This window comes from Caulobacter sp. Root1455, from assembly GCF_001426905.1.
GTDB lineage: Bacteria > Pseudomonadota > Alphaproteobacteria > Caulobacterales > Caulobacteraceae > Caulobacter.
In genome coordinates this window covers 302,678-328,879 of record NZ_LMFQ01000020.1, presented here as the reverse complement: position 1 = coordinate 328,879, position 26,202 = coordinate 302,678, and the positions used below count along the sequence as shown (strand labels likewise).

General features: G+C 68.1%; 29 protein-coding genes. 14 read left to right on the top strand and 15 right to left on the bottom strand.

Going from position 1 to position 26,202, the window contains the following annotated elements:
• The first annotated feature begins 2 nt into the window (after positions 1-2).
• Positions 3-470 (top strand): cupin domain-containing protein, encoded by a 468-nt coding sequence (locus ASD21_RS10930; RefSeq protein ID WP_056440524.1) that lies wholly within the window; start codon positions 3-5, stop codon positions 468-470.
• 12 nt (positions 471-482) lie between these two features.
• Here the strand turns inward: ASD21_RS10930 and ASD21_RS10925 are convergent, their stop codons facing one another.
• Complete coding sequence (locus ASD21_RS10925) at positions 483-2,228, bottom strand: flavin monoamine oxidase family protein (protein WP_056440522.1); 1,746 nt, start codon at positions 2,226-2,228, stop codon at positions 483-485.
• 132 nt (positions 2,229-2,360) lie between these two features.
• Positions 2,361-4,262 (bottom strand): peptide MFS transporter, encoded by a 1,902-nt coding sequence (locus ASD21_RS10920; protein ID WP_056440520.1) that lies wholly within the window; start codon positions 4,260-4,262, stop codon positions 2,361-2,363.
• Positions 4,263-4,445: 183 nt separating this feature from the next.
• Between ASD21_RS10920 and ASD21_RS10915 the strand changes: the two genes are divergently transcribed.
• Positions 4,446-5,000, top strand: coding sequence for a DUF427 domain-containing protein (locus tag ASD21_RS10915; RefSeq protein WP_056440519.1), 555 nt, complete (start codon positions 4,446-4,448; stop codon positions 4,998-5,000).
• 113 nt (positions 5,001-5,113) lie between these two features.
• Positions 5,114-5,269, top strand: a complete 156-nt coding sequence (locus ASD21_RS23925) for a hypothetical protein (RefSeq protein WP_156390662.1) — start codon at positions 5,114-5,116, stop codon at positions 5,267-5,269.
• A gap of 24 nt (positions 5,270-5,293) precedes the next feature.
• Here the strand turns inward: ASD21_RS23925 and ASD21_RS10910 are convergent, their stop codons facing one another.
• Complete coding sequence (locus tag ASD21_RS10910; RefSeq protein ID WP_056440517.1) at positions 5,294-6,652, bottom strand: glutamate--cysteine ligase; 1,359 nt, start codon at positions 6,650-6,652, stop codon at positions 5,294-5,296.
• Between the two features lie 135 nt (positions 6,653-6,787).
• Positions 6,788-7,504, bottom strand: coding sequence for a 16S rRNA (uracil(1498)-N(3))-methyltransferase (locus ASD21_RS10905; RefSeq protein WP_056440515.1), 717 nt, complete (start codon positions 7,502-7,504; stop codon positions 6,788-6,790).
• A gap of 46 nt (positions 7,505-7,550) precedes the next feature.
• On the opposite strand from ASD21_RS10905, the gene ppk2 reads away from it, so the two are divergent.
• A complete protein-coding gene (gene ppk2 / locus ASD21_RS10900; protein WP_056440512.1) occupies positions 7,551-8,312 on the top strand; it encodes a polyphosphate kinase 2 in 762 nt (253 codons plus the stop codon).
• Between the two features lie 24 nt (positions 8,313-8,336).
• Here the strand turns inward: ppk2 and ASD21_RS10895 are convergent, their stop codons facing one another.
• On the bottom strand, positions 8,337-9,176 hold the full coding sequence (locus ASD21_RS10895) for an aldo/keto reductase (RefSeq protein WP_056440510.1): 840 nt from the start codon (positions 9,174-9,176) through the stop codon (positions 8,337-8,339).
• A gap of 63 nt (positions 9,177-9,239) precedes the next feature.
• Positions 9,240-9,599, bottom strand: coding sequence for an MmcQ/YjbR family DNA-binding protein (locus ASD21_RS10890; protein WP_156390663.1), 360 nt, complete (start codon positions 9,597-9,599; stop codon positions 9,240-9,242).
• 46 nt (positions 9,600-9,645) lie between these two features.
• On the opposite strand from ASD21_RS10890, the gene ASD21_RS10885 reads away from it, so the two are divergent.
• Positions 9,646-10,521, top strand: a complete 876-nt coding sequence (locus ASD21_RS10885) for an NAD-dependent epimerase/dehydratase family protein (RefSeq protein ID WP_056440506.1) — start codon at positions 9,646-9,648, stop codon at positions 10,519-10,521.
• A 146-nt stretch (positions 10,522-10,667) separates the two neighbouring features.
• Here the strand turns inward: ASD21_RS10885 and ASD21_RS10880 are convergent, their stop codons facing one another.
• The 3 genes from ASD21_RS10880 to ASD21_RS10870 all read right to left on the bottom strand — a co-directional run bounded on the left by ASD21_RS10880 (position 10,668) and on the right by ASD21_RS10870 (position 12,461).
• Positions 10,668-11,156, bottom strand: coding sequence for a YkgJ family cysteine cluster protein (locus ASD21_RS10880; RefSeq protein ID WP_235524872.1), 489 nt, complete (start codon positions 11,154-11,156; stop codon positions 10,668-10,670).
• A 245-nt stretch (positions 11,157-11,401) separates the two neighbouring features.
• A complete protein-coding gene (locus tag ASD21_RS10875) occupies positions 11,402-11,746 on the bottom strand; it encodes a VOC family protein (RefSeq protein WP_056440502.1) in 345 nt (114 codons plus the stop codon).
• Positions 11,747-11,789: 43 nt separating this feature from the next.
• Complete coding sequence (locus ASD21_RS10870; RefSeq protein ID WP_056441162.1) at positions 11,790-12,461, bottom strand: class I SAM-dependent methyltransferase; 672 nt, start codon at positions 12,459-12,461, stop codon at positions 11,790-11,792.
• A 107-nt stretch (positions 12,462-12,568) separates the two neighbouring features.
• On the opposite strand from ASD21_RS10870, the gene ASD21_RS23920 reads away from it, so the two are divergent.
• The gene (locus ASD21_RS23920) at positions 12,569-12,961 is read left to right on the top strand and encodes a hypothetical protein (RefSeq protein WP_156398350.1); all 393 of its coding nucleotides are present in this window, start codon (positions 12,569-12,571) and stop codon (positions 12,959-12,961) included.
• A gap of 6 nt (positions 12,962-12,967) precedes the next feature.
• On the opposite strand, the gene ASD21_RS10865 is transcribed toward ASD21_RS23920, so the two are convergent.
• Positions 12,968-13,936, bottom strand: coding sequence for a fatty acid desaturase family protein (locus ASD21_RS10865; protein WP_056440500.1), 969 nt, complete (start codon positions 13,934-13,936; stop codon positions 12,968-12,970).
• 70 nt (positions 13,937-14,006) lie between these two features.
• Between ASD21_RS10865 and ASD21_RS10860 the strand changes: the two genes are divergently transcribed.
• On the top strand, positions 14,007-14,348 hold the full coding sequence (locus ASD21_RS10860) for a lysozyme inhibitor LprI family protein (protein WP_056440498.1): 342 nt from the start codon (positions 14,007-14,009) through the stop codon (positions 14,346-14,348).
• Positions 14,349-14,462: 114 nt separating this feature from the next.
• On the opposite strand, the gene ubiA is transcribed toward ASD21_RS10860, so the two are convergent.
• Positions 14,463-15,401 carry a 4-hydroxybenzoate octaprenyltransferase gene (ubiA, locus tag ASD21_RS10855; RefSeq protein WP_056440497.1) on the bottom strand — a complete coding sequence of 313 codons (939 nt, stop codon included), beginning with the start codon at positions 15,399-15,401 and terminating at the stop codon, positions 14,463-14,465.
• 65 nt (positions 15,402-15,466) lie between these two features.
• Positions 15,467-15,589 (bottom strand): hypothetical protein, encoded by a 123-nt coding sequence (locus ASD21_RS25060; protein ID WP_268761080.1) that lies wholly within the window; start codon positions 15,587-15,589, stop codon positions 15,467-15,469.
• 873 nt (positions 15,590-16,462) lie between these two features.
• On the opposite strand from ASD21_RS25060, the gene ASD21_RS10850 reads away from it, so the two are divergent.
• On the top strand, positions 16,463-16,753 hold the full coding sequence (locus ASD21_RS10850) for a DUF454 family protein (RefSeq protein WP_056440495.1): 291 nt from the start codon (positions 16,463-16,465) through the stop codon (positions 16,751-16,753).
• A gap of 48 nt (positions 16,754-16,801) precedes the next feature.
• A complete protein-coding gene (locus tag ASD21_RS10845) occupies positions 16,802-18,589 on the top strand; it encodes an ABC transporter ATP-binding protein (protein ID WP_056440493.1) in 1,788 nt (595 codons plus the stop codon).
• On the opposite strand, the gene ASD21_RS10840 is transcribed toward ASD21_RS10845, so the two are convergent.
• Both ASD21_RS10840 and ASD21_RS10835 read right to left on the bottom strand, forming a co-directional pair.
• Positions 18,573-19,688 (bottom strand): hypothetical protein, encoded by a 1,116-nt coding sequence (locus ASD21_RS10840; protein WP_056440491.1) that lies wholly within the window; start codon positions 19,686-19,688, stop codon positions 18,573-18,575. The genes ASD21_RS10845 and ASD21_RS10840 overlap by 17 nt on opposite strands.
• Before the next feature lie 180 nt (positions 19,689-19,868).
• Positions 19,869-21,659 carry a DUF4153 domain-containing protein gene (locus ASD21_RS10835; protein ID WP_156398349.1) on the bottom strand — a complete coding sequence of 597 codons (1,791 nt, stop codon included), beginning with the start codon at positions 21,657-21,659 and terminating at the stop codon, positions 19,869-19,871.
• Positions 21,660-21,799: 140 nt separating this feature from the next.
• On the opposite strand from ASD21_RS10835, the gene ASD21_RS10830 reads away from it, so the two are divergent.
• The 3 genes from ASD21_RS10830 to ASD21_RS10820 are packed head-to-tail and all read left to right on the top strand — an operon-like array spanning position 21,800 to position 23,953.
• A complete protein-coding gene (locus tag ASD21_RS10830; protein ID WP_056440488.1) occupies positions 21,800-23,329 on the top strand; it encodes a UbiD family decarboxylase in 1,530 nt (509 codons plus the stop codon).
• A 43-nt stretch (positions 23,330-23,372) separates the two neighbouring features.
• Entirely contained in the window at positions 23,373-23,639 is a 267-nt protein-coding gene (locus ASD21_RS10825; protein WP_056440486.1) for an AbrB/MazE/SpoVT family DNA-binding domain-containing protein, read from the top strand.
• On the top strand, positions 23,633-23,953 hold the full coding sequence (locus ASD21_RS10820) for a type II toxin-antitoxin system PemK/MazF family toxin (RefSeq protein ID WP_056440484.1): 321 nt from the start codon (positions 23,633-23,635) through the stop codon (positions 23,951-23,953). The genes ASD21_RS10825 and ASD21_RS10820 overlap by 7 nt, the downstream gene beginning before the upstream one ends.
• Here the strand turns inward: ASD21_RS10820 and ASD21_RS10815 are convergent.
• Positions 23,950-24,786 (bottom strand): DUF817 domain-containing protein, encoded by an 837-nt coding sequence (locus tag ASD21_RS10815; protein ID WP_056441157.1) that lies wholly within the window; start codon positions 24,784-24,786, stop codon positions 23,950-23,952. The genes ASD21_RS10820 and ASD21_RS10815 overlap by 4 nt on opposite strands.
• A gap of 42 nt (positions 24,787-24,828) precedes the next feature.
• Here ASD21_RS10815 and hisI point away from each other — a divergent pair, with 42 nt between their 5' ends.
• Positions 24,829-25,233: a phosphoribosyl-AMP cyclohydrolase gene (hisI, locus tag ASD21_RS10810; RefSeq protein WP_056440482.1), complete on the top strand. Its 405-nt coding sequence runs from the start codon at positions 24,829-24,831 to the stop codon at positions 25,231-25,233.
• A 156-nt stretch (positions 25,234-25,389) separates the two neighbouring features.
• Positions 25,390-26,196 (top strand): hypothetical protein, encoded by an 807-nt coding sequence (locus ASD21_RS10805; protein WP_056440481.1) that lies wholly within the window; start codon positions 25,390-25,392, stop codon positions 26,194-26,196.
• Positions 26,197-26,202: the final 6 nt, after the last annotated feature.

Below are 26,202 nucleotides of genomic sequence, written 5' to 3'. Positions count from 1 at the left end.
GCATGTTGTCGGAAATCTCCAACGACCTGAGCGGCAACGAGATCATTCGCCTGCTGGACCTGCAGCCGCACCCCGAGGGCGGGTGGTACCGGCAGACCTTCAAGGACATGCCCGCCGAAGAGGGCCGCCCGTCCTCGACCGCGATCTACTACATGCTGCAGGCCGAGGAGCGGTCGGCCTGGCACAAGATCGACGCGGTGGAGGTCTGGCACTATTACGCGGGCGCGCCCCTGTCGCTCACCCTGTCGCCCCCCGACGGCCAGGCCGCGGCCAGCCACATCCTGGGTCCCGACCTGCGAGCCGGCGCCCGCCCGCAGATCGTGGTGCCGACCGGCTGGTGGCAGACCGCGGCCAGCCTCGGAGCCTGGACCCTGGTCGGCTGCACCGTCGCCCCGGGGTTCGATTTCGACGGCTTCGAACTGGCGCCCAAGGACTGGCACCCCCACTCCCAGAAGCCGCGACGTCCCTAGGTTGGCGCGGCTCTAGGGGCAGGCGCAGATCAGCGGATAGTTGGTCGTGTCGGCGATTGTGGTCATGCCGTAGTAGTCGACCAGCACCGACTCCGCCGTGCAGAACGCCCCCTCCACCCAGGCCTGGTCATTGGAATAGGCCTCGCCGATGATGAACAGGTTGGCGGCCGGGGCGCCGTCCACCAGGCCGGTGGGCTGGCGAATCCGCTGCATCACGTCGCAGATGTCGTAGTGCGCCGCCCAGGCGTGGTAGCCGGCTCCGAACGGGTTGAACGAGAAGTCGTTGTACACCGCCGAGACCGGATACGGGATCTTGTAGGCGTCGTCGGGGCTGCCGTAGTGCACCTTGGCCAGCTCCAGCAGCACCATGCGGATCATGGTCTCGTTGGCCGGCGCCGGCGCGTGCAGGACCTGGTAGTCCTCTTCCAGCGGAATGGTGCGGCGCTCGTCGACGTGAAGCTCCAGCTCCTGCCAGAACTGCACGTATTGCATGTCGTCGTACGAGGCGAGCACGCCGTAGACCGGGTTGGGATTGCCGTCGCTGTTGTCGCCAAAATAGTAGACCTGGCGCAGGGGCAGGTCGGTGATGGTCGGGCCGAACGTGTTGGGCAGGCCGTCGCTGGTCAGGTCCGGCGGATAGGGGCAGTCCAGCCACCAGGGGCTGTCGAAGAACAGCATCACCCGCATCGAAGGCTGGCGGATCACCCCGTCCATATAGAGCTGCACCGGCCGGGCGTTCATGACGTCCAGCGTGCCCTCCGGCAGGTCGGCGTAGCGCGTGGCCTCGGCCACCAGGTCCAGCGAGGCCGGCGGCATGGCCAGGAAGGCGTTGGGCGTGGTCAGGGTCGCCCCGCCCTTGAACGGGTCGGCGGCGCTGGCCAGGCGGTAGCTTATCACGCCGTCGGCCAGCCAAACCGAGTGCAACCGCGTATTGGCCTGCAGCGAGAACGCGACGCCGGCCGCCTGGGCCGCGGTCCGGGTCTGCTGGAACAGCTGGACGAAGACCTGGGAATAGCCGCCCTGCACGGTCTTGAACTGGCCGCCGGGCGCGAACTCGCTGTTGTAGACCGCGGCGTTGGCGGCGTTCCAGTTGATGACGTTGGACGTGTAGCCGCCGGCGTCGGAGGCGTATTCGTAGCCCTCGTTGCCGGCCTGGTCGTAGAAGATGTTCCAGTAGCCGATGTTGCCCGCGGTCGAGCCCGGCGCATAGACGAACGAGTTGAAGGTCGAGGGCAGGGTCCCGTCGCCATAGAAGGCGCACTGGGCCGTGCGGGTCGAGGGGGCCGGGACGCCGGTGATCAGGTTGGAGATGTTGGCGAACAGCGTCGCGGCCGGGGCGGCGTTGTTGCCCGGCGTGTTGTAGGGCGCGTTCTGGGTGGCCAGGTTCTTCTGGTAGATGTGCTCGCCGCGCAGATAGAGCAGCGGGTCGGTGGTGGTGTTGAACGGCACCACCTTGGGCGTCAGGCCCAGCATGTTGATCGTCAGGGTGACCAGCTGGTGGCCCTGGGTCCCGTCCCACTCGATGAACCGCATGCCGCCGGCCTCGACATAGGACTGGGTCGGGTCGTCGTCGCAGAAATGGGTCACGATCCGTCCGGCCGGCAGGCGGGTGCCCGAGCCCGGACCGTCGAAGGCGTAGTCGCCCCACTCGATCAGCTCGACGCTGTCGCCCGCCACGGCCTTGCCGCCGGTGATCAGCCGCCAGGCCGTGTAGAGGCCCGCCGGCCCCGCGCCGAAGATGGTGTAGGTGGTTCCCATGACGCCCTCCCGAGACGGCGGCTTCGCGCCGCTGAAGTCGACCCTAGCGTGCGCTGGCGAACATTTCGCGTCAACTTGGAGCTTGGGCGTCGGGCTTGAAAAAGGCCCCGGATCACTCCGGGGCCTTCGTCGTTAGGGGGCGATCGAGGCCGGCCCAGCGGCCGGCTCGGGGTTGGTGTCGTCCGAGCCGTGCGACCATTTCTTGAGGATCGGCGACAGGGCCAGGAACAGCACGCCGATGCCGATCGAGATCAGGCCGATGATCTTGAACACCAGCAGCGACTGGATCATGGCCGCGCCCGGATCCAGCACCTGGCCGCCGATGGTCTCGGACGAGGCGATCGCCGCGATCCAGCTGCCGAACAGGTTGGCCATGGCCAGCGCCATGTACCAGACCGCCATCACGAACGAGACGATCGACAGCGGCGACAGCTTGGTCATCTGCGACAGGCCGACCGGCGACATGAACATCTCGCCCGAGGTGTGCAGCATGTACATGACGACCAGGAAGATCAGCGGCATGCGGAACGCGCCGTCGGCGAAGTGGGCGCCGAGCAGCAGGATCAGGAAGCCCGCGCCGACCTGGATCAGCGACAGGCCGAACTTGATCATCGGGCCCGGATTGCGGCCACGTTTGCCGAGGACAGTCCAGAGGGCTGCGAAGACGGGGGCGAAAATCAGGATCCAGCCGGCGTTGATCGCCTGGGTCTGGGCGGCGTTGAACGAGGTGTTGACCCACAGCTTGCCGGACGTGCTCCAGCCCGCCGCGGCCAGTTGCTCGGGCGCGCCCAGCACGACCGCGCCGCCGAACCACTGAACCGGATGCGACAGCAGGACCAGGTTGACGTTGGTCGCCGCGAACAGGTTCAGCGACGAGCCGGCCTGCTCGAACAGGGTCCAGAACACCACCGCGCCCAGCACCAGCACCGTGGCCAGCAGCAGCCGCTCGCGCTCGACCTTCTCGCACTTGGCGAAGGCGAACCACAGGATGTAGCCCAGCGAGCCGAACATGCCGGCGATCAGGGTGACGTTCACCACGGGGGTGAATTGAACCAGGAAGAAGATCAGTCCGACCACGCCCAGCGAGGCGGCGTAGATCAGGCCCTCGCGATTGATCGGGCCCAGCACCGGGGCCTTCAGCTTGCCCATTTCCGGCGGCTCGCCCTTGCCCAGCAGCCAGGGCTTGCCCAGCACGAAGATGACGAAGCCGGCCAGCATGCCGATCCCGGCCATGCCGAAGCCCGCCGCCCAGCCCAGGTTGACGCCCAGCAGGCCGCAGAGGATGGCCGCCCAGAACGAACCCAGGTTGATGCCGTAGTAGTAGAGGGTGAAGCCCGGATCGCGGCGCGGGTCGCCCTGCGGATAGAGCTGGCCCACCAGGGTGGCGACATTGGCCTTCATGAAGCCCACCCCGACGATGATCAGCGACAGGGCCAGCCAGAAGATGTTCAGGTACAGCGGATCGCGGTCCTTCACGCCCAGCTTGTACTGGCCCTTGGCCAGGACGGCGGGCAAGGCGGCCTGGGCTGGCAGGTTCTTGATCTCGAAGTCGCCCTTGTCGTTGGCGGCGACCTCATAGGGCTTGTCGTCCACGACGATCCGGGCGACGCGGGCCTCGCCGCGGCCCTCGACCTGGAACTCGTAGGTCTGGTTGGCGTAGGTCAGCGTCTGGGTCGCCGGACGGCCCTCGACCGCCATGGCCAGGTGTCCCGCCACCAGCAGGATGGCGCCGAAGGCCACGGCCTTGCGGGTGCCCAGGTAACGGTCGGCCAGGAAGCCGCCGAGCAGCGGCACGATATAGACCAGCGAGGTGTAGGAGCCGTAGTGGCCGCTGGCGACCTTGGGGTCGAACAGGAAATGCTGCGTCAGATAGAAGATCAGCAGCCCGCGCATGCCGTAGTAGGAAAAGCGCTCCCACATCTCGGCCAGGAAGCAGATGATCAGGCCGCGCGGATGGCCCCGCAGCAGCTGAATAAGCACGGGAATACCGGTCACGAGGGTGACCAGGATGCCGGCGGCGACAACGATATTCATTCACGAACCTTGAAACGTACAAGTGGTCGGGCGACCGACAGGTGGTTTCGCCCTCCCCTCCCCAATTGGCGGGGAGAAGATCACGGCGCTTTGCGTTTCACAAGCAATGGCTTGCCGCTTCGGACCCGGGCTCCCCCGCCGCGCGTTTCCTAGGCGACGCCCCTGTCAGGCGGGAGATTCATCATGACCAATCCGACCCAGGACCATCCCATCACCTGCTCGCGCGAAGACGGGCGGGTGGAGGTGCTTTTCGAGGGCCACGAGATCGCCGACAGCGGCGATGTGCTGGTGCTCAAGGAGGCCGACTACGCCCCGGTGCGCTACTTCCCGCGCGCCGACGTGGCCATGGACTTCCTGCGGAAGACCGACAAGGTCACCTACTGCCCCCACAAGGGCCAGGCCAGCTACTACACGATCCATCGCGACGCCCAGATCATCGAGAACGCGGTCTGGTCGTACGAGAACCCCCTGCCCGGCGTCAGCCAGATCGCCGGTCGCCTGGCCTTCTATCCCGAGCATGTGGACTTCAAGCGCGCCGGCCTGACCGCGGCAGAAACCAAGGCCATCGACGTCAACGAGGTGGTCCGCCACACCGACAGCGGCTCCGGCGCCAGCCAGGCCGAGCACTGGGAGGCCAACGTCTCGATGCCCGACGACCAGGCCTGGGAGGGCGACGACATCCGCGAGGACGGACCCGGGACGGTGGCGCGGCCCTACGAGGGAACCGGATCGATCTGAGCCACGTTCCACCACCTGCAACTGTAAAGTGTTCGTTAACCTTTCAAGCGCTGCAATGGCCTGAACGCTGAAGCGTGAAGCCTCCCGCAGAGAGGCGCCCTGGGAGAAACGTCGTGGCTTACGTCGGTTATGATTCCGGTTTGCGGCCGTCGTCCGGCACGCTGTCACGCCCCGCTCGCGCGAAGCTGGCCTGGGGCCGGCTGGCGGTGGTGTTGACCAGCGTCCTGGCGTGGGTCGGGATCATCGCGGCGGTCCGCGCGATCTTCTGACCGCCGGGGCGCGCTCCCCGCGCCTCAGTACGCGAAGTCCTCGAACACCCGGTTGATGTCGCCGTTCCAGGCGCCGTTGTAGAGCGACAGCAGCCGCTCGGCCGGAGTGATGCCGCTGGCGGCGATCTCTTCGAGGTCGCCCAGATAGATCGCCTCGTCCAGGAAGCCGCCATTCAGCTGGGCGCGCGACTTCAGGCCCGACTTGGCGATGGCCACGAAATCCTTGGCCACGTCCTGGGCCGTGCGGCCGGCCACCACGGCCTTCAAGCCCAGTTTCGGCACGTCGCGGCGCAGGCCGGCGCGGTCCTCGGCCGTCCAATGCTTGCAGAGGTCCCAGGCCGCGGCCAGGGCCGCGTCGTCGTAGAACACGCCCGTCCACAGGGCCGGCAGGGCGCAGAGACGGCTCCACGGCCCGGCGTCGGCGCCGCGCATCTCCAGATAGGTCTTCAACCGCACTTCGGGGAACAGGGTGGTGGTGTGGTCGGCCCAGTCCTTGATCGAGGCGTGCTCGCCCGGCAGTTCGGGGATCTTGCCGTCGATGAAGTCGCGGAAGTTGCGGCCCGCCAGGTCGATGTACCTGTCGCCGCGCTTGGCGAAGTACATCGGCACGTCCAGCGCGTAGCGGGCGTAGCGCTCGAAATCGAAACCGTCCTCGAACACGAAGTCCAGCAAGCCCGTGCGGTCGGCGTCGGTGTCGGTCCAGACGTTGGCGCGGGCCGACAGGAAGCCATTGGGCTTGCCCTCGGTGAACGGCGAATTGGCGAACAGGGCCGTGGCAATCGGCTGCAGGGCCAGGCTCATGCGGAACTTGGCGACCATGTCGGCTTCGCTGGAGAAGTCCAGATTGGCCTGCACCGTGCAGGTGCGCAGCATCATGTCCAGGCCCAGCCCGCCGACCTTGGGCATGTAGTTGCGCATGATGACGTACCGCCCCTTGGGCATCACCGGCACGTCTTCGCGCTTCCACACCGGCGAGAAGCCCAGCCCCAGGAAGCCCAGGCCCAGTTCGTCGGCCACGGCCTTGACCTCGTCCAGGTGCTGGCCGGTCTCCTCGCAGATGTCGTGCATGGTCTTGAGCGGCGCGCCGCTGAGCTCGAACTGGCCGCCCGGCTCCAGGCTGACATTGGCGCCGTTGCGCTCAAGCCCGATGATCGTCGGACCTTCCATCACCGGCTTCCAACCGAAGCGCTGCAGGCCGGTCAGCAGAGCGTGCACGCCCTTGTCGCCCTCGTAGGGAACCGGCGCGTGCGAGCCCAGGTAGAAGCCGAACTTCTCGTGTTCGGCGCCCACGCGGAACTGGTCCTTGGGCTTGGAGCCCTGTGCGAAATAGGCGGTCAGATCGTCCAGCGTCAGCGGACGCTCCTGGCTCATGGCTTCGGCCATCGGCTTCCCTCCCAAACACGCTTCAAGAAGGGAGGGGACGTCCCTCCGACCAGGCCGCGAACTATCGTGCTGCGCAGTTGGGCGTTTTCTTAGCGAACCTCAAGGGGGCCGCCCAGCCTTTCGCAACAGACCCTGCTACCGCCAATCCCCGACCGCCGCCTGCCACAAGGTCATGGCGGCGATGGCGGCGGTGTCGGCGCGCAGGATGCGAGGGCCCAAGGACACCGGGATGACGAAGGGCAGCGACCGCAGGCGCTCGCGCTCCTCCGGCGCGAAGCCGCCTTCCGGACCGATCAGGATCGCGGCGGGAGCCGACGTCCCGGCCAGGGCCTCGATCATGCCCTTGGCGTCGCCGCCCTCGTCGCAGAAGACCAGGCGGCGGGCCGGATCCCAGGTATCGAGGATCTTGTCCAGCTTCATGGGGTCGTCGATGGTCGGCACGTCCAGGCGGCCCGTCTGTTCGGCGGCCTCGATGGCGATGGCGTCCAGGCGGCCCAGCTTGAGGAAGTCGACATTGGTCCGCCGCGTCTGGGTCAGGCGCACCCGGCGCGCGCCCAGCTCGGCGGCCTTTTCGACGATGGTCTCGACACGACCGCGCTTGACCATGGCGATCACCAGGTCGAGGTCGGGGGCGTGGTCCTGCGCGCGGGTCTGGGCCTCGCAGCGCAGCAGGCATCCGCGCTTGCCGGCCTCGGTCAGGCTGCAGCGCCATTCGCCGTCCTGGCCGTTGAACACCAGGATCTCGTCGCCGACATTGAGCCGCATCACGGCGGTCAGGTAACGCGACTGGTCGACGGTGGGCGCGACGCCGGCGCCGGCCTTGAGCGGATGGGGAACGAAAAGACGGATCATGCCGCTCTTCTAGCGCAACTGAACCGTCCGGGGGTAGGCTCGCGCCATGAGCAAGTCCGAAGACTACGAAGCCGAGCTCCGCGATCTGCAGCTGGCGCTGATCGGCCTGCAGCGGCAGGCGATCAAGGAGGGCTGGAAGACGGTGACCCTGTTCGAGGGCCGCGACGCCGCCGGCAAGGACGGGGCCATCGCCCGGGTGACCGAACACGCCCACCGCCGCGCCACCCGCGTGATGTCGCTGCCCGCGCCCAGCGACCGCGAGCGAAGCGAGTGGTACTTCCAGCGCTATGTCCGCCACCTGCCCGCCGCCGGCGAGGCCGTGGTGTTCAACCGCTCCTGGTACAACCGCGCCGGGGTCGAGCGGGTGATGGGCTTTTCCACGCCCCAGGAGCAGGAGCAGTTCCTGCGCGACGCACCGGCCTTCGAGCTGATGCTGGTGGAGAACGGGGTCAGGATGACCAAGTTCTGGCTCGACATCGACCAGGAGACCCAGGCCAAGCGTCTGAAGGCCCGCCGCGAGGAGCCGCTGAAGGCCTTCAAGGTCAGCGACCTGGACGCCGTGGCCCAGGCCAAGTGGGACGACTATACGGCGGCCCGCGACGAGATGCTGATGCGCACCCACTCCACGCCGGTCCCGTGGATCTGCGTGCGCGCCAACCACAAGAAGGCCGCGCGGCTGAACATCCTGCGCTGGATCCTGCATGTCGCGGCGCCCAAGAAGCTGCTGAAGGGCGTCAAGTCACCGGACCCGGAGGTGATCTTCAGCTTCGAGCCGACGGCGCTGACGGACGGACGACTGGCGCGGTAGATCCTTCCCCTCTGGTCGAGGGCCTCAATCCACGTCCCACGCGAACGCCGGATCCAGCCAGTTTCCCAGCCGCCCGTCCGGCCGGGCCAGGGCGAAGATCCGCGCCATCTCGGCGTCCGACAGGGCGAAGTCGAAGATGTCGAAGTTCTCGGCCAGGCGGGCCGGGTTGCGGGTCCGCGGGATGGTCGCGACGCGCTGCTGGACCTGCCAGCGCAGGGTCACCTGGCCCGGGGTCTTGCCGTGGGCCTCGCCGATCTCGATCAGCACCGGGTCGGTCGCCACCTTGCCCTGGGCCAGGGGCGACCAGGCGGTGATCGTCGAGCCCATCGCCTTGGCCTTGGCCAGCAAGGTCTTCTGCGACAGGTAGGGATGGTACTCGACCTGGTTGGTGGCGATCGGCGCTTCCGAGGCCGCCTGGGCCTTGGCCATCAGGACCGAGGGAAAGTTCGACAGGCCGATGGCGCGGGCCAGGCCGCGGGCGTGGACGTCGTTCAGCGCCGCCATGGTCTCGGCCAGGGCCGGCTTGGGCTTGGGCCAGTGCAGCAGCAGCAGGTCGACCTGCGGCGCCCTCAGGCGCTTGAGGCTCCCCTCGACCGACCGCTGCAGGTCGCCCTGGGCGAACTGGTCGACCCAGACCTTGGTGGTCAGGAAGATCTGGTCGCGCGGCACGCCGGTCGCCGCCAGGGCCGCCCCGACGTCCTGCTCGTTGCGATAGGCCTGGGCGGTGTCGATGTGGCGGTAGCCCAGCTCCAGCGCCTTCTCGACGATCGGCTGGGCGGCGCCATCGTCAAGCTGCCAGGTGCCCAGGCCGATGACCGGCATGGCCACGTCGCCCGCGCGGATGTCGGGGATGGAATGGGGCATGACGGATCTTCCAAGGGCGAGGGAGGAGGAGGTCTGCCGATATAGGCGCTCGCGCCTTCCGCGTCAGCCGCCCTTCGTCGCGTCCCGGGCCGCGTCGTAGGCCGCGAGCACCTTCTTCGGCGCCCGATCGCGCCACTGTCGCTCGAGGAACCGCTCCACCGTGGCGGCGTCGACCCGCGACAGGCGGATCAGCACATAGGGATAGCTCCGGTAGTGGTCGGTGACGAAAAAGGTCTCGGGCTCGGCCTCGATCAGCATCTCGCGCTCGTCGAACGTGACCCCCGGGCAGACCAGGGTGTCGCCATCATCCCACACGCGGGTCAGGAACTTGCCGTGCGCCTTCAGGCACGGATGGCCGTAGGCCGTCCCGTCGGCCACGCCGGGCAGTTTGAAGGCGAAGGCGCGAACATCATCGAAGGTCATGACCAAAGTCCTGGGTCGCCGCTTGCGGCGCGACTATAGGGGAAAGATGGACGCTGAAACCCTCCCCTCCCCTTCCGGCCTGACCTCGCCCGTCCTGGTTCTGGGGGCCACCAGCCTGATCGGCGAGTTCCTGCTGGCGCGGCTGAACGCCGTGGGGATCACGCCCATCTCGCTGAGCCGACGGCCGCCCAGCGACGACGTCTGCTGGGTGGACGGCGACCTGGCCGACCCGAACCTGGCCGGCGAGCTGCCGCCGATCGCCACGGTGTTCTCGCTGTCGCCGATCTGGCTGCTGCCCCAGGCCCTGCCCGCCTTGAAGGCGCGCGGCATGACAAGGCTGGTCGCCTTCTCCTCGACCAGCCGCTTCACCAAGCAGGATTCGTCGGAGGCCTCCGAGCGGGCCGTCGCCAAGGCCCTGGCCGAGTCCGAGGCCAAGGTCGAGACGTTCTGCGCCGAGCACGGCGTGGCCTGGACCATCCTGCGGCCGACCCTGATCTATCTCGAAGGGCGCGACGCCAATGTCAGCCGCCTGGCCGGCCTGATCCGCCGCTTCAAGGTGCTGCCGCTGTCGGGCAAGGGCGAGGGTCTGCGCCAGCCGGTGCACGCCGACGACCTGGCCGGAGGCGCGATCGCCGCCGCCAAGGCCCCGGCCGCGCGGGACAAGGCCTATGACCTGGTCGGCGGCGAGACCCTGACCTACCGGACGATGGCCGAGCGGATCTATGCGGGCCTCGGCCGTCGGCCGGCGATCCTGCCCCTGCCGGCCTGGCTGTTTCGCCTGCTGCTGACCCTGGCCAAGCCGTTCTATCCCGGCGCCACGGCGACCATGGGCGACCGCATGGCCCAGGACCTGACCTTCGACGACGCCCCGGCGCGAAACGACTTCGGCTGGGCGCCGCGGGAGTTCAGGCCGAAGTTCTGAGGGGGCGATTGCGAGAAGTCGCCCCTCACGGTTGTCATCCCGGAAGCCTCGTAGAGGCTGTCCGGGACCTAGGGGGCTGGGTGCGGTGGGGTTCACCTGGGTCCCGGACAAGCGCCGCGCGCTTTCCGGGATGACAACCCAAGAAGCTAGGAGGCTTCCGCCGCCTCTACGTCGCTCAGCACCATGGCGAACGGGACCTTGTCGCCGTCCTTGTCGACATAGCCGCTGACCAGCTTGTGGTCGGGATTGAGCACGCCCAGGTCGACGTCCTCGGTGGGGAACATCACCACCCGGCGGTCGCCGATGCAGATCAGCAGCTCGTAGCCTTCATAGGCCCGCTGCGACATGGCCTTGAGCCGCGAATAGTAGGGCTCGCGCCGCCACGACGCCGGCTTGCCCGGATCGACCACCACGTTCAGCCGCTTGCCGTCGCGGTCGGGGTACATCAGGAAGCCGGCCTTGTCGGGCCGCCAGGCGGCGTCCAGCCTTTCCGAGGTCAGCCACAGGCAGTGGAAGCTCCGGCAGGCCTGGGGCCGGCCCTCGTAGTCGCCGCAGCCCGCGCCCTTGCGGAACACGCCGCACCACTGGCCGGCCGGCTTGTCCAGCTCGCTGATGTGCAGGACCTTGCAACACATCCCGCAGTCGCCGCAGGTTCTGGCTTGCGTCGCCTCGCCCACCGTCCGCCACCCCATAAACATCCGGAGACGGATTTATCGCGGTTTCGTGACGGTTTTTCTGTTGCCCTCAATACCGCTCATCCCGGCGAATGCCGGGACCCAGATCCTATCGCGGTGTGGCTGATGGGAAGAGCGCTGAGCTCATGGCGTCAGCCTCAAAGCCAATCCATCTGGGTCCCGGCATTCGCCGGGATGAGCGGGTTTTAAGTCTCGCTCCACACCGCCAGCTCGTTGCCGGACGGGTCGTTGAAGTGGAAGCGGCGGCCGCCGGGGAAGCTGAAGATCGGCTTGGTGATCACCGCCCCCGCCGCCGTGACCTTGGCCAGCATCGCCTCGATGTCGTGGGCGTAGAGCACGACCAGCGGCCGGTCGGTCGAGCCTTCCTGCGGCGTGCAGAAGCCGCCGTCGGCGCCCTGCCCCTCGAAGGCCGCGTAGTCGGGGCCGTAATCGACGAAGCTCCAGCCGAAGACGGCGGTGTAGAAAGCCTTGGTGGCCGGCAGGTCGCCGGCGGGCCATTCGATATAGTCGATCTTGCCGTCTTCGCGCATGGTCGCGCCTCCCGGTTTGTTCTTATTATGTTCTAGAACGCCGTCAGGGCAGAGTCCAGACGCTGGTGCGCTTGACGGCCATGTCCTCCAGCTCCCGGGTGGTCGGCACCTGGTATTCGGCCAGCTTCACCAGCCCGTCCTTGGGGAAGTAGGTGCGGCCGGGATCGCCGATCAGCACGGTGGCCCCCGCCGCCCGGCCCTGGGCCAGCCAGGCCATCACGGCCTCGGCCATCGGCCGCTCGTAGCAGATGTCGCCGGCCAGCAGCACTTCGGCGCCAGAGGGGGGACCGACGGGCGGCGGGGCGCCCAGCAGGTCGACCTCGGTGAAAGCCGTCGCCACGCCGTTGGCCGCCGCGTTCAGGCCGATGGCCGCTTCGCAGAACACGTCGATGTCGGCCGCCAGCACGCTGGCCGCGCCGGCCTTCATCGCGGCGATGGCCACCAGGCCCGAGCCGCTGGCGAAGTCGATCACCCGCTTTCCGGAAACGATCGCGGGATTGTCGAGGATATAGCGCGCCAGGGCCTGGCCGCCGGCCCAGGCGAAGGCCCAGAACGGCGGCGGCAGGCCGATCTCGGCCAGGGCCTCCTCGGTCAGCCGCCAGATCGGGGTGATTTCATCGGCCAGATGCAGCACCAGTTCGGGCGTGTGCGGCGGGGCCTGGAGCCTTGTGTTCTCCAGGATAAAGGCTCGGCGGCCGGTCAGGGTCTGGTCGATATTCTGCGCTTTCAAAAACACCGGCTCAATCGAAGCTTGACGTAGTTCGACAACCCTATAGCGAAGGTTGTTAACCGTCCCATGGGCGGCCATTCGGGGGGAATATCATGAAGAAAATTTGCGTCGCGGTGCTTTGCGCATCGCTTGTGTCTGCCTGCGCGACTGCGCCGGATAAGATTTCCGCGAGCTACACATCTCCTCTTCAGTATGGTGGTTATGATTGCGATCAAATTCGCGAGGAAATGGTGCGAGTCTCGGCGAAAGTTCGCGAGGTTGCCGGCGTTCAACAGCGGCAAGCAAAGAATGACAAGTGGGCAATGGGTGTTGGATTGGTGCTTTTCTGGCCAGCGCTATTCTTTTTGGTTGGGAGCGACAAGAAGGAAGAGTTGAGCCATCTGAAAGGTGATTACGACGCACTCCAACAGGCCGCGATCCAAAAAAAGTGCCCCGTTGCTCAAGAGATTGAAGCGGCGAAATTGGCTCAGCCCGCTGGGAAATAAGCCCTCTTAGGCGGCGGCCGGCGCCTTGCCGGACGCCGCCTTCAGCACCGACAGATAGCCGGGCGCTGTCAGCATGCCGCCCGTCAGGCCCTTCTTCTCCAGCAGACGATGCGCCTTGGGCAGGTTCCAGCACGGCATGTGCATGAACAGGTGATGCTCGGCGTGGAAGTTGACGTGGTAGGGCGCGATCAGGGCCCGTTCGATCCAGTTGGCCTGGGTCGTCCGCGCGTGGCGGAACGGGTCGGGCTCGTCCTTGGCCACCAGGGCGTGTTCGGCGATGTTGCGCAGCCGGGTGACCAGCGGGAACCAGGTCGCCATCGGCACGATCCACAGCGCCAGCCAGGCCCACCACAGGCCCGCCGCGCTCAGCACGATCAGCAGGCCCAGATTCCACAACAGGAACGGCTTCTGCCGCGCCGCCTCGCCGGCGAACACCGCGCTTGCGGAGATTTTGGCCGACTGGCCGTCCGCCCGCCCCTTCAGCTTGCCCAGCAGCGGACCGAACCGCTGCTTGAAGAAGGTCTGGCCGGTCAGGTCGCGGACGATCTTGCGGCGCAAGCTGGCGCGGGTGGTGGGGAACGGCGCCGACAGCACCAAGTCCGGATCCTCGGCCTGCTGGGCGTATTTGTGATGGGTCAGGTGGTAGGGCCGGTACTTGGCCAGGGACGCGCCGGTCGGGGCGGCGCACAGCCACTCGCCGACCCAGTCGTTGATCTTGAGGTTTGGATGCAGGCCTCCATGCGCGGCCTCGTGCATCAGGATCGCCAGGCCCAGCTGGCGGGCCCCGATCAGCATCACCGCCAGGACGTAGGTCAGTGGGTTGGGCCAGATCACGAACACCGCGCCGGCCGCGACGATCACCGCCCAGGCGTGGGCGACCATCAGCAGGCCCTTCCAGGACGAGCGCGCCGACAAGGGCGCCCATTCGTCGGGCGTGAACAGTTCCTGCGGCTTGATCCGGGACGCGACGGCCATGGAACCATCATGCCACATTCACCTTCCGGCTTACAGAATGACCCGACGTCACGCTCTTTCGGAGACCGCCATGCGCCTGCTTCTGTCCGCCCTCGTCCTGGCCTTGGCCGCCCCCATGGCCGCGCACGCCGCCAGCTTCGATTGCAACAGGGCCCGCGCTCCGGACGAGAAGGCGATCTGCGCCAACCTGCCCCTGAACGACAAGGATGTGCGGATGGCGCTGCTCTACGACATCAACAAGCACACCCTGGCCATGGGCGGCCGCGGCGCGCTGATGGACGATCAGCAACAGTGGCTGCGAGACCGCCGCAGGTGCGGGGCGAACCGCGCGTGTCTGAACCGCGCTTATGACCGCCGGCTGGGAGAGCTGGAACGGAGCATGGAGCGGATCTATCGCAACGGGCCGTTCTGAGGCCGTGCGTCCTTCGAGGCCCGCTGCGCGGGCGCCTCAGGATGAGGAACCTTGTTGCTGAGTTCCTCATCCTGAGGTGCGAGCCCTTGGCGAGCCTCGAAGGACGCACGACGCCTAAAGCCCCGGCGGTTGCCACATCCCCGCCGCCAGGGCCAGGAACAGCACGAAGCCGGCCTGGGTGTTGGACTTGAACAGCGCCAGGGCCAGGGTCGGGTCGTCGGTCCGCAGCCGGGCCGCCTGACGCGACAGGTGGACGGCGAACAGGGCGGCCAGGGGCAGGAACAGCGGTCCCAGGCCGCCGACCCAGGCCGCCGCGATCACCAGCACGAAACAGGCGATGTAGAAGGCCAGCACCCCGATCTGCGTGTGCTCGCCCAGCCGCCGCGCCGACGACTTGACCCCGGCCAGGGCGTCGTCCTCGAGGTCCTGCACGGCGTAGATCGTGTCGTAGCCCAGGGTCCAGAAGAGGCCGGAGGCGTAGAGCAGCGCCGCCGACCAATCCAGCCGGTGCGTGGCCGCCGCGTAGCCCAGCAGCGCCCCCCAGTTGAAGGTCAGGCCCAGCCAGGCCTGCGGCCACCAGGTGATGCGTTTCATGAACGGATAGGCCGCGACGAGGGCCAGCGAGGCCACGCCCAGGCCGATGGCCAGCCAGCCCAGGCACACCAGGATCCCGAAACTGACCAGGCAGCAGCCGATCACGAACGCCCAGGCCTGCCTGACGCTGATCAGGCCGGCCGGGATCGGGCGCATGGCCGTGCGGCTGACCTGGGCGTCGAAGTCGCGGTCGACGATGTCGTTGAAGGCGCAACCGGCCGCCCGCATCAGGGCCGCCCCGACGAAGAAGGCGATCAGCAGCCACGGATTGGGCCACTGGCCCTTGCCGGCCGCCGCCAGGGCGACGCCCTGCCAGCCGGGCAGCATCAGCAGCCAGATCCCCGCCGGCCGGTCGAACCGGCCCAGCTTCAGCCACGGCCGCAGGGCCGGCGGCGCATGGCGGTCGACCCAGTTGCCGGCGGCGGCGTCGGGCAGGATGGCGGTGTGGGGCAAACTCATGAGGAAGGCTTAGCCCCCGCCTCCCGCCTCGCGCAACGGGATCGTGTCCCCGCCTGCCCCCCCGCCTAGCTCGGCGCCGCGACCGGCAGGACCAGGGCCAGGGCCAGCATCAGCAGACAGGCTAGCAGGAAAGCCGCCAGATAGGCGGCGACGACGATCCTCGCGGTCGCGGAACGCTCGATCCTCATGGGCCTCGGCTCCCGCCAGCAGGACAGTGGACGCCGGCAGGTTGATACCGGTCACGACAGCTCCACCATCAGGAGTTCCCTGGTTTTTCTCGGGTAAAACCCTGAGACGCCGGCGCGCGGCTTCGCCGCCTCACGCGGAAACCCGCTGGGCGAATGGGGAAGGTGCGAAGCGCCCGGGCCTCGCCCGGAAGAGCTTTTATGTAAGTACCGTTTCGACGAAGTTCAGGCGCTTCGCGTGGAACCGTTATTCGGAAGCCTTCGGATCGCGGATTTTTAACCCGCTCCGATGGAGGCCCCCGACGGGCGGGACGTTGGCGCGTCCCGGACCGCCTGGGCGATTTCAGCCCAGGCCTGCCGCGTTCGCCGATCCCTCGCCGCCAGGGCTTTGTCCCGTGTTGCAGGGAACCTGACCTGGACCGTCGCGAAGGTGGTCACTGAAGACCCCCGACGAACGCTTCCCGCTCGTCCACCGCCGAAAGCCGCATCGGTCGCCGTACGTGCGCCCTCCCCGTGCTTTCAGGTGGGATCATTATGGGGGCGGTCAAAAGGGGTGAGGACCAAATCAGGTCGAGAAAATTTAGAGCGTTGAAAACACGGGACTTTGCTCGCTATGCGCCGAGCACAAACCCCTTCCCTCCCCCTCGTGGGGAGGGTGGCCCTGGCAGCGCCAGGGTCGGGTGGGGGGCTGCTGAGTCAGCAGGCAAGCCCCGCGTCCGACACCCTGCACCGATCCCCCACCCGTCGGCTTCGCCGCCACCCTCCCCGCAAGGGGGAGGGACTGGGCCTTTTCCGGAAACGCCCCTGACGATCCGGCCGCCCAGACCGCGAAAAGGGGGGTGGCGGCCGGCGCGTGCAGCCGCCACATTCCCCTTGATGACCGACGCCCCTCGTTCGCCCCGCAAGCGCCTGTCCCGCCCGGTCCACTGGGTGCTGGACGGCCTGGGCGTCGCGCTGCTGGCCACCGGGGCGGTCGGGGCGTTCGTGCCCGGCATGCCGACCACGGTGTTCTGGATCGGGGCGGTGATGTGCTTCCTGAAGACCCGGCCCCACGCGGTGCGGCCGCTGCTGCGCACCCCGATCATCGGGCCGGCCATCCGCTGGTACCTGCGCTGGCGGCCGTTCGGCGGAGCGCGGCGCCGGAGCAACACCTCCCCGAAGGCTTGAGAGCCGCCGCTCGCCTCCAGGACGTCGAGCGCCTATCTACCCCCCACCATGACCGACGCGGCTGACCAAGATGAACACGGCGAACCTCGCCGCGCCCTGAGCAACGCCAGGGTGCTGGGCTTCATCGCGCGCTTCTGGCTGCGTCGGAAAGGCCTGTTCGTGGCCGGGGTGAGCCTGACCCTGGCGGCCATCGGCTTCGACCTGGCCCTGCCCTGGGCCTCGGGCCAATTGATCGACACCGTCACGAAAGGCCCGTCGGCCATCGACGCGGCCTGGGTCGCCTGGGCGGCCTTCGTCGGCGTCTATCTGGGCTTCTCGCTGATCCGCAACCTGGCCATGCGGTTCTGGATCCCGCTGGCCGCCCGCAACATGGAGGAGATGACCAACGAGGGTTACGCCCGCGTCCAGGCCTTCTCGTCCGACTGGCACGCCGACAGCTTCGCCGGGGCCACGGTGCGCAAGCTGACCCGCGCGATGTGGGGCTATGACAGCGTGACCGACGCGGTGACCATTTGGCTGGCGCCCAGCCTGATCGTGCTGGTCGGCCTGTCGGTGATGCTCCTGCTGCGCCAGCCCCTCGCGGGGGCCGTCGCCCTGGTGGTGGTCGCCGCCTACATCGCCGTGAACCTGGTGGTCACCACCGCCTATGTCCGCCCCGCCAACCTGAAGTCCAACGCCCTGGACTCCAGGATCGGCGGCAGCCTGGCCGACGCCGTCACCTCCAACCCGACGGTCAAGAGCTTCGGCGCCGAGGCCCGCGAGAGCGCCCGCGTGGCCGAGGTCACCGCCGCCTGGCGCGAGGCGGTGATGGTCACCTGGCACAAGTTCACCAATGTCTGGCTAGGCCAGAACCTGCTGCTGGTCCTGCTGCAGGGTGGGCTGACGGCGGCGATGATCCAGGCCTGGGCCAAGGGGACCGCGACCCCCGGCGACGTGGCCTTCGCCATCACCGCCTTCATGCTGATGAGCGGCTATCTGCGCAACATGGGCGAGAACATCCGCATGCTGCAGAAGGGCCTGGACGACACCGAGGACCTGGCCGCCTGGGAAGGCCTGGCCCCGCAGATCGCCGACGCCCCGAACGCGCCGGCGTTCAAGCGCGGCCTGGGCGCCATCGCCTTCGAGGACGTGACCTTCCGCTACAAGTCGGCCGGCGCGCCGCTGTACGACCATTTCTCGCTGAAGATCGCGCCGGGCGAGCGCGTGGCCCTGGTCGGGCCGACGGGCTCGGGCAAGTCGACCTTCGTCAAGCTGGTCCAGCGCCTGCACGACCTGCAGGGCGGACGGATCGTCATCGACGGCCAGGACGTCGCCCACGTGACCCAAGGGTCGCTCCGCCGCGCCATCGCCGTGGTGCCGCAGGACCCGGCCCTGTTCCACCGCACCCTGCGCGACAACATCGCCTACGGCCGCCCCGACGCCACCGAGGACGAGATCGTCTCGGCGGCGAAGAAGGCCCGCGCCCACGAGTTCATCCTGCGCCTGCCCCAGGGCTACGAGACCCTGGTGGGCGAGCGCGGGGTCAAGCTGTCGGGCGGCGAGCGCCAGCGCGTGGCCATCGCCCGCGCCTTCCTGACCGACGCGCCCATCCTGGTGCTGGACGAGGCCACCTCCTCGCTCGACGTCGAGACCGAGGGCCAGGTCCAGGAGGCCGCCGAGGCCCTGATGCACGGCCGCACGACCATCGTCATCGCCCACCGCCTGTCGACCGTGCGCGGCGCCGACCGCATCCTGGTCTTCCAGAACGGCCGCGTCGTCGAGGAAGGCCGCCACGGCGAGCTGAAGGCGGCCGGCGGGGTCTATGCGCGGCTGAACGCGGTCAGCGAGGGCGTTTAGTCGACGGGCCGCCCCGGCGTTCCGGCGGCGGCTGGACCTCCAGGTCGTCCTCGAACGCCTCGAGATCCTCGATCGGAATCTCGACCAGCAGTTCGCCCAGCTTGACGCCGGCCCCAGTCTTCTTGGGCGGGATCTTGGGCGCCGGGGTCTTCGGCGCGGTCTCGGGCGGCGGCGCGGGCGTCGACGGGGCGGGGCGCGCCTCGGTCTTGGGACGGACGATCAGCTCGATCAGCTTCTCCAGGTCGCCCGGGGTCAGGGGCCGCATGCCGGTGCGGATCAGATCGAGCAGGCGCGCGCGGAACACCTCGTCGACATTCGTGCCGCAGCACTTGTTCTTCAGCACGAAGTCGGCGGCCTCGGCCTCGCAGAAATCGACCACCTGGTTGCCGTCGAAGTCCTGGACGGTGATCACGAAGATCACCGTGCCGCCGTTCTTGAAGATCTCGGTGCAGGGCACGTCGATCGTGAACTGGACGTCGTAGCTGGCGTCCACCTCCTGGTCGTCGCGCTTGGGGAGCTTCGAGCCGGGATCGCCCGCCATGGTGATGCGCGGATAGGCCTGGGAGCCGGCCGGTCCCATGCTCTGCACCTGGATGAACCGGATCGGCTCTTCCTGGCAGACGACCTTCAATGAGAGCGTGAACTGGACGCTGTCGCCCTTGCATTCGGGCCGCAGGTTGTCGGTGACGAAGACGTCGGGGGCCAGGTCCTCGACCAGGTCTAACACGTCCTTCGGATGGCGGACGATCTTGCTGTACTTGTGCCCGCCCTGGTGCTCGGTCCGGTAGCGCTCTCCGCCGCCGACGAAGCGCTCGATCAGCCGGGCCAGAAGGTCGCGGGCCAGCGGGCCCAGCAGCTCCAGCAACAGCTTCAGCAGGTCGGGATCCAGGCCGGTGGCCCCGCCGGCCACGCCGCCGCCGAACTTGCCCAGGATGCGGCCCAGGGCGGCCGCGATATCGTCGGGGGTCGCACCGGCGCCGCCCGCCGGGTTCGCGCCGCCCGGTGGGTTGACGGCCTTCTTGAGGGTCTCGATCAGGTCCTCGACGGTGTCTTCGTCGAAGCCTTCCTTGAGCTTGGCGGCGATGGTGTCCCAGTCCATGGCTGTCCTCCCGGGGGTCGAACGCGCACGCTTCACCGGCCCCGCCGATGGCCGGGCCATTTCAAAGAACAGTGTTATCTTAACACAACCCGGACGCGCGGCTAGACGTCGAATCCCGCGAAGAGGGAGCCGAGGCGGCCAACGGCGAGCCTAAGCCGGCGCGGTCGGCGAGAGTCTTGGCTAGCGCTTGACGCCGCTCATGATCACCGCGTCTGTCCGGCCGCCGTCCTTGGCGCATGAGGGCGAAGGATCGATCCTCATCGACTTGCCGCCGATGACCAGGTCCTGGGCCGGCGCGGATGGCGCGACATGGACGTCGCCCGTCTCGAGCGCCTTGTCGAGGTCCCCGCAGAACATCGAGGTCTCGGCCGTCTTGGTCCAAACGCCGGCCGCATCGGCCTTGAAGATCTCGAAGGTCTGGCCGTAGGACAGCAGCACCTCGGCCACGCCGTCGCCGTCGGTGTCGGTCAACAGCGCCCGGCAGTCGAGATAGCCCGCGAGACAGGTGGGTTCATCCCCGCCGTTCCAGGTCTGGTCGACGAAGCCCTTGGGCAAGGCCTGGCCCTTCGGATAGATCTTGGTCTTCTTGAAACGGTCGGGGGCCGCGGTCAGCAAGGACGCATAGGGCTTGTTGTCGAGCTTGCCGACCTCGAGAGCCTTGGCCCTGATCGCCGGATTGGGATCACGCTCAAGGCTCTCCAAGGCCTTCCGGCCAAAGCGGCCGTCGTCGAAGCGCAGGGCGACGTAGTCGAATTGGTCGGCCGTGACCTTGCCGCTCTTCAGCCGCGCCACCTGGTCATTCACCGACAGCCGCCGGGGATCGGCGATCGGGGTGAACAGAGCCAGCAGCACGGCGATCACCACGAAGGCCATGGCGATGTTGACGGCTTCCAAGGTCTTCATCCAGGCGCCGGGCCGCACCGCGGCGATCCCGTAGCCCAGGGCGTAGCCCGCCGCGACCAGCACGCAGGCGGCGGCGACGATCCGGTCGGGGCTGAGGCCGTACTGGCCGATCCGCAAGCTCAGGCCATAGGCCGCCAGCACGGTGATCGGGATCAGCAGCAGGCCGGCCAGCCGCGCGGCCCATTTCAGGACCACCGCGGTCTTCTCGGTTCCGTCCTGGTAGGCGGCGTTGGCCAGCAGGATCAGGAAGGCGTCGGCGGTCAGCAGGATGGCCGTGGCGCTCTTGGTCTTCCACAGCGGCTCCAGGCCGGTGAAGGGCAGGGTCAGCAGGAAGGCCGCGGCGATCAGCGCCATCAGCGGCAGCAGCCAGGCCAGCAGGGTCAGGGCGACCGTGCGCACGCCGCGCACCAGGTTGGCCCGCACGTCGGTCAGCTGCACGGCGGCGGCGAACATCAGGGTGGTGGCGGGGTAGGCGAACCACTCGTGCCGGATCAGCTTCTGGATGGCGTCGACGCCGATCAGCTTGAACAGGGCCGCGGCCAGGAACAGCAGCAGCCAGAAGGCGCCGGTGAAGCCCAGCGACAGCACCGCCTGCACCCCGTGCTTCCAGGTGACGTCGAAATAGGTCGGGTAGCGGGCGATGCGCCGCCGCTCCATGTCGGCCGGCTGGACTAGGTGGTGGCCGATGAAGACCAGGGCCGCGATCGCCAGGAAGGTCTGCGGCCCCAGGCCGTCGACGCCCTGGACGGCGGGATCTCCGCTCCAGACCCCATAGGCGCCCAGGCCGGCGGCGAGGATCGCGGCCACGACCTTCCAGACCGCCAGGGTGCGCAGACGCAGGGCCGAGACCCCGGCCAGCCCCACGAACGGCACGAACAGGACGACCATCAGGAAGGCGGCATAGACCTCGTGCTGGGTGGCCGGCCAGACCTTGGACTTGTCGGCCTGCCAGAGGCCGTACAGCAGCAGGCCCTGGATCAGGCCGGTGGCCAGGCGGAGGATCGTCGCCTGCCGCACGGCGCGGGAATCGATGGTGTCGAGCGGGGCGCTGGAGGAAGCATCGGTCATCGTCGGACTCTTTCAACCTGAGCTGTCGGGGTGGACAGGATCACGTCGCGCGGGCGGCGCCTAGGGTTAAGCTTGCGGGGCCGCGCTTGCCGCGACGCGGGGCGGCCTCTAGGTTCCGCCGCGTTCAGGAGTTCCCCGGCATGGCCTATCGCTCGCTTCGCGAATTCATCGACGTCCTCGAGGCGAAGGGCGAGCTGGTGCGGGTGACCGAGCCGGTGTCGACCGTGCTGGAGATGACCGAGATCCAGACCCGGCTGCTGGCCACGGGCGGGCCGGCGGTGCTGTTCGAGAACGTGATCCTGCCCGACGGCACGCGCTCGCCGATGCCCGCGCTGGCCAACCTGTTCGGCACGGTCAAGCGGGTGGCCATGGGCGTCACCCTGGGCGGCGAGCCGCGCACCACGGCGGGCGAGCTGCGCGAGGTGGGCGAACTGCTGGCCTTCCTGCGCCAGCCCCAGCCGCCCAAGGGGCTGAAGGACGCCCTGGACATGCTGCCCCTGGCCAAGACCGTCATGGCCATGCGGCCGGGCACGGTGAAGAAGGCCCCGGTGCAGGAGGTGGTGCTGACCGGCGACGACATCGACCTGACCAAGCTGCCGGTCCAGACCTGCTGGCCGGGCGAGCCGGCCCCGCTGATCACCTGGCCGCTGGTGGTCACCAAGGGCCCGGGCAAGGACCGCGAGGACGACTTCAACCTGGGCATCTACCGCATGCAGGTCCTGTCCAAGGACCGCTGCATCATGCGCTGGCTGGCCCATCGCGGCGGGGCTCAGCACTATGCCCGCCACAAGAAGGCCGGAAAGCGCGAGCCCCTGCCCGCCTGCGCCGTGCTGGGCGCCGATCCCGGCACGATCCTGGCCGCCGTAACCCCGGTGCCCGACACCCTGTCCGAGTACCAGTTCGCCGGCCTGCTGCGCGGGGCCAAGGTCGACCTGGTCCCGGCCAAGACCGTGCCGCTGATGGTGCCGGCCCATGCCGAGATCGTCATCGAAGGCCACGTCCTGCTCGACGAGTACGCGGACGAGGGCCCCTACGGCGACCACACCGGCTACTACAACAGCGTCGAGAAGTTCCCGGTCTTCCAGGTGACGGCGATCACCATGAGGAAGGACCCGATCTACCTGACCACCTTCACCGGCCGGCCGCCGGACGAGCCGTCCGTGCTCGGCGAGGCGCTGAACGAGGTGTTCATCCCGCTGATCCGCCAGCAGTTCCCCGAGATCGTCGACTTCTGGCTGCCGCCCGAGGGCTGCAGCTACCGGATCGCCGTGGTGTCGATGAAGAAGGCCTATCCGGGCCACGCCAAGCGGGTGATGCTGGGCGTCTGGAGCTATCTGCGCCAGTTCATGTACACCAAGTGGGTGATCGTCGTGGACCACGACATCAACGCCCGCGACTGGAAGGACGTGATGTGGGCGATCAGCACCAAGATGGACCCCGCGCGGGACATCACGGTGATCGAGAACACCCCGATCGACTATCTCGACTTCGCCAGCCCCGAGAGCGGCCTGGGGTCGAAGATCGGCCTCGACGCCACCGACAAGCTGCCGCCCGAGACCCACCGCGAGTGGGGTAACGAGATCCGCATGGACCAGGCGGTGATCGACGCGGTCAGCGAGAAGTGGGCGCGGCTGGGGCTGCCGGGCGACGGCAAGCCGATCTGGAAGTAGCGGCCAGAAAATGTTATAACTCCGTTCTAACGGAGACGGCGTCATGCGATCCTCGGTGCGCAAGATCGGCAATTCGGCGGGGGTGATCCTGCCCAAGCCCTTCCTGGCCAGCATCGGCGCGGAAGCCGGCGACGCCGTGGACGTGACGATGGAGGACGACCGCATCATCATCGTCGCCGCGCCGAAGAAGCATCCTCGTGAAGGCTGGGAGGAAGAGGCCCGCGCCATGGCCGAAGCCGGGGCTGACGGGCTCGTCTGGCCTGAGTTCGGCAATGATTTCGATGTCGAGGAATGGGACGGCGAATGGTGACGCGCGGAGAGGTCTGGCTTGCCGACCTTGATCCGACCGTGGGCCACGAGATCCAGAAGACTCGGCCCTGCGTCATCATCTCGCCGGACGAACTCAATAAGGTCGTGCGGACCGTCCTCATCGCGCCGATGACCACCGGCGGCTGGACCACATCGTTTCGCGTGCCGGTCGTGTTCCAGGACCGGGACGGCCTGATCGTTCCCGACCAGATGCGATCCATCGATCGCCGGCGCCTGCGCAAGAAGTTGGGAATGCTGCCTGAAGACGACCTCCAGGCCTTGCTCGGCGTGATCCGGACCATCTTCGAAAACTAGTCGCATCCTGCCGTCCTCGGCCGATGCACCGCCGTCACCAGCACGTAGCTGAGCAGCATCAGCAGATACCAGGCCCCCAGCTTGCCGATCGGCACCATCGTCCAGCCGTGGCGCTGGCTGGGATAGACCCAGGCGCCGGCCAGGGTGCCGAGGTTCTCGGCGAACCAGATGAACAGGGCCACCAGCAGGCCGCCCAGCAGGAACGGCATGCGTCGCGCGACGCGGTCGGGCGTGAACAGGAACCAGGTCCGGCCGAAGATCACGACCGACAGCGCGAACAGGCCCAGGCGGATGTCGGGCCCGTAGTGGTGGGTGAAGAAGTTGGCGTAGGCCAGGATCGCCAGCACCCAGGTGGTCCAGATCGGCGGGTAGCGGACATAGGTCACGTCGAACAATCGCCAGATCCGCGCGATGTAGCTGCCGATGCAGGCGTACATGAAGCCGCTGAACAGCGGCACGCCGGCGATCTTCAGCAGGCCCGGCTCGGGATAGATCCACGAGCCGTGGGCGGTCTTGAACACCTCCATGATCGTGCCGACCCCGTGGAAGACGCCGATCACCGCCGCCTCGTCCCAACGTTCCAGCTTCAGGGCCAGCAGCGAGGCCTGGATGGCGACCGAGGCGATGACGAGAAAGTCGTAGCGCGCCAGCGGCGCGCCAGCGGGCCACCAAAGATGCGTGCCGACGATCAGCGCCAGCATCAGCCCGCCGAACAGACAGGCCCAGGCCTGCTTGAGGCCGAACAGCAGGAACTCGTAGGCCCAGCCGTTCAGCCGACCGCGCTCGGCCCAGGGCCGCGCCCAGGCGTCCAGCGCCGCGACCCGTTCCTTGATCCACGCTTTGACGCCCGGCGAGGGGGCGCCATATGTGCGTCCATGACCACCTCCTCGATCTTCCCGCCCGCCGCCGACAAGACCGCCCTGGAGCGCGGCGCCGCCATCGCTCCCCGCTTTGATGGAAGCGGCCTGGTCGCCGCCATCGCCCAGCACGCCGACACCGGCGAGATCCTGATGTTCGCCTGGATGAACGACGAGGCCCTGAAGCTGACCCTCGACACCGGGATCGCCCACTATTTCAGCCGTTCGCGGGGCAGCCTCTGGAAGAAGGGCGAGACCAGCGGCCAGTTGCAGATCGTCACCGAGCTGCGCATCGACTGCGACCAGGACGCGGTGCTGATCAAGGTCCGCCCGCAAGGCGACGGGGGCGCCTGCCACGTGGGTTTCCGCTCCTGCTTCTACCGCGTTTGGGAGAACGGGGCGCTGGTCGAGCGCGAGGCGTAGGGCTCTTCTCATCCCGCCAGCCTGCCCCGCCCGCGTGAAGCCGGCGGCCAGGGCGTGTGCAGGCGGCGTCAAGACCCCCTGGAGAACGCCGGTCGACCAAAGTTGCGAACGAGCGGATTTGTGTCATCGTCCTTCGGGGTTTCGAGGGGGCGACACATGGCCGAAGCGGCTTTGCAGACCGATGCGCGGACGAACGTCTCGCGCCAATTCTATTTCGCGATGGCGCTGACCTGCCTGATCATCGCCGTGCTCGGCTTCATGCCGACCTATTTCGTGCCGATGGTCGAGGGCAAGTTCAAGGGCCCGCCGCTGGTCCACATCCACGGCCTCGTGCTGTTCGCCTGGATGGCGTTTTTCTGCACCCAGACCTGGCTGGTGGCGCGGGGCAAGACCCTGGCCCACCGCACCTGGGGCGTGCTGGGCGTGTCCATCGCCACCGCCATGGTGTTCGTGGTCACCGCTATTGTCTCGCTGCGGATCTCCCAGGCCTCGCTGCCCGGCCAGCCGGAGGGATTGGCGCACGGGGTGCGGGCCTTCGCCTGGGTGAGCATCGGCGGCATCGGCTTCTTCATCGGCGCGTTCGCCCTGGCGATCATCGAGGTCAGGCGGCCGGAGACGCACAAGCGCCTGCTGCTGCTGGCCACGATCTCGCTGCTGGGCGCGCCGATCGCGCGGTGGTTCCTGACGCTGCTCGCGCCGTCGGCCCCGCCGCCGCCGGCCCCGCCGCCCGGATTGCCCGCGGTGTTCGCGCCGCCGGTTTTCGTCGCCGTTCCTCCCGCCCTGATCGGCGACATTCTGCTGTTCGTCGCCATGTGGGTGGACTGGCGCACCCGGGGGCGGCCTCATCCGGTCTACCTGATCGGCGGAGGGCTGATGCTGCTGCTCCACATCACCCAGGTTCAGGTCGCGGAATCGCCGGCCTGGCAGGCGATCGCCGCCGCCATCGGCCACATCACCGGCTGACGGGCC

Coding starts and splice junctions, on each gene's coding strand:
- ASD21_RS10930 (WP_056440524.1), top strand. CDS start 3: ATGTTGTCGGAAATCTCCAACGACCTGAGCGGCAACGAGATCATTCGC.
- ASD21_RS10925 (WP_056440522.1), bottom strand. CDS start 2,228: ATGGGAACCACCTACACCATCTTCGGCGCGGGGCCGGCGGGCCTCTAC.
- ASD21_RS10920 (WP_056440520.1), bottom strand. CDS start 4,262: ATGAATATCGTTGTCGCCGCCGGCATCCTGGTCACCCTCGTGACCGGT.
- ASD21_RS10915 (WP_056440519.1), top strand. CDS start 4,446: ATGACCAATCCGACCCAGGACCATCCCATCACCTGCTCGCGCGAAGAC.
- ASD21_RS10910 (WP_056440517.1), bottom strand. CDS start 6,652: ATGGCCGAAGCCATGAGCCAGGAGCGTCCGCTGACGCTGGACGATCTG.
- ASD21_RS10905 (WP_056440515.1), bottom strand. CDS start 7,504: ATGATCCGTCTTTTCGTTCCCCATCCGCTCAAGGCCGGCGCCGGCGTC.
- ppk2 (WP_056440512.1), top strand. CDS start 7,551: ATGAGCAAGTCCGAAGACTACGAAGCCGAGCTCCGCGATCTGCAGCTG.
- ASD21_RS10895 (WP_056440510.1), bottom strand. CDS start 9,176: ATGCCCCATTCCATCCCCGACATCCGCGCGGGCGACGTGGCCATGCCG.
- ASD21_RS10890 (WP_156390663.1), bottom strand. CDS start 9,599: ATGACCTTCGATGATGTTCGCGCCTTCGCCTTCAAACTGCCCGGCGTG.
- ASD21_RS10885 (WP_056440506.1), top strand. CDS start 9,646: ATGGACGCTGAAACCCTCCCCTCCCCTTCCGGCCTGACCTCGCCCGTC.
- ASD21_RS10880 (WP_235524872.1), bottom strand. CDS start 11,156: ATGTGTTGCAAGGTCCTGCACATCAGCGAGCTGGACAAGCCGGCCGGC.
- ASD21_RS10875 (WP_056440502.1), bottom strand. CDS start 11,746: ATGCGCGAAGACGGCAAGATCGACTATATCGAATGGCCCGCCGGCGAC.
- ASD21_RS23920 (WP_156398350.1), top strand. CDS start 12,569: ATGAAGAAAATTTGCGTCGCGGTGCTTTGCGCATCGCTTGTGTCTGCC.
- ASD21_RS10865 (WP_056440500.1), bottom strand. CDS start 13,936: ATGGCCGTCGCGTCCCGGATCAAGCCGCAGGAACTGTTCACGCCCGAC.
- ASD21_RS10860 (WP_056440498.1), top strand. CDS start 14,007: ATGCGCCTGCTTCTGTCCGCCCTCGTCCTGGCCTTGGCCGCCCCCATG.
- ubiA (WP_056440497.1), bottom strand. CDS start 15,401: ATGAGTTTGCCCCACACCGCCATCCTGCCCGACGCCGCCGCCGGCAAC.
- ASD21_RS25060 (WP_268761080.1), bottom strand. CDS start 15,589: ATGAGGATCGAGCGTTCCGCGACCGCGAGGATCGTCGTCGCCGCCTAT.
- ASD21_RS10850 (WP_056440495.1), top strand. CDS start 16,463: ATGACCGACGCCCCTCGTTCGCCCCGCAAGCGCCTGTCCCGCCCGGTC.
- ASD21_RS10845 (WP_056440493.1), top strand. CDS start 16,802: ATGACCGACGCGGCTGACCAAGATGAACACGGCGAACCTCGCCGCGCC.
- ASD21_RS10840 (WP_056440491.1), bottom strand. CDS start 19,688: ATGGACTGGGACACCATCGCCGCCAAGCTCAAGGAAGGCTTCGACGAA.
- ASD21_RS10835 (WP_156398349.1), bottom strand. CDS start 21,659: ATGACCGATGCTTCCTCCAGCGCCCCGCTCGACACCATCGATTCCCGC.
- ASD21_RS10830 (WP_056440488.1), top strand. CDS start 21,800: ATGGCCTATCGCTCGCTTCGCGAATTCATCGACGTCCTCGAGGCGAAG.
- ASD21_RS10825 (WP_056440486.1), top strand. CDS start 23,373: ATGCGATCCTCGGTGCGCAAGATCGGCAATTCGGCGGGGGTGATCCTG.
- ASD21_RS10820 (WP_056440484.1), top strand. CDS start 23,633: ATGGTGACGCGCGGAGAGGTCTGGCTTGCCGACCTTGATCCGACCGTG.
- hisI (WP_056440482.1), top strand. CDS start 24,829: ATGACCACCTCCTCGATCTTCCCGCCCGCCGCCGACAAGACCGCCCTG.
- ASD21_RS10805 (WP_056440481.1), top strand. CDS start 25,390: ATGGCCGAAGCGGCTTTGCAGACCGATGCGCGGACGAACGTCTCGCGC.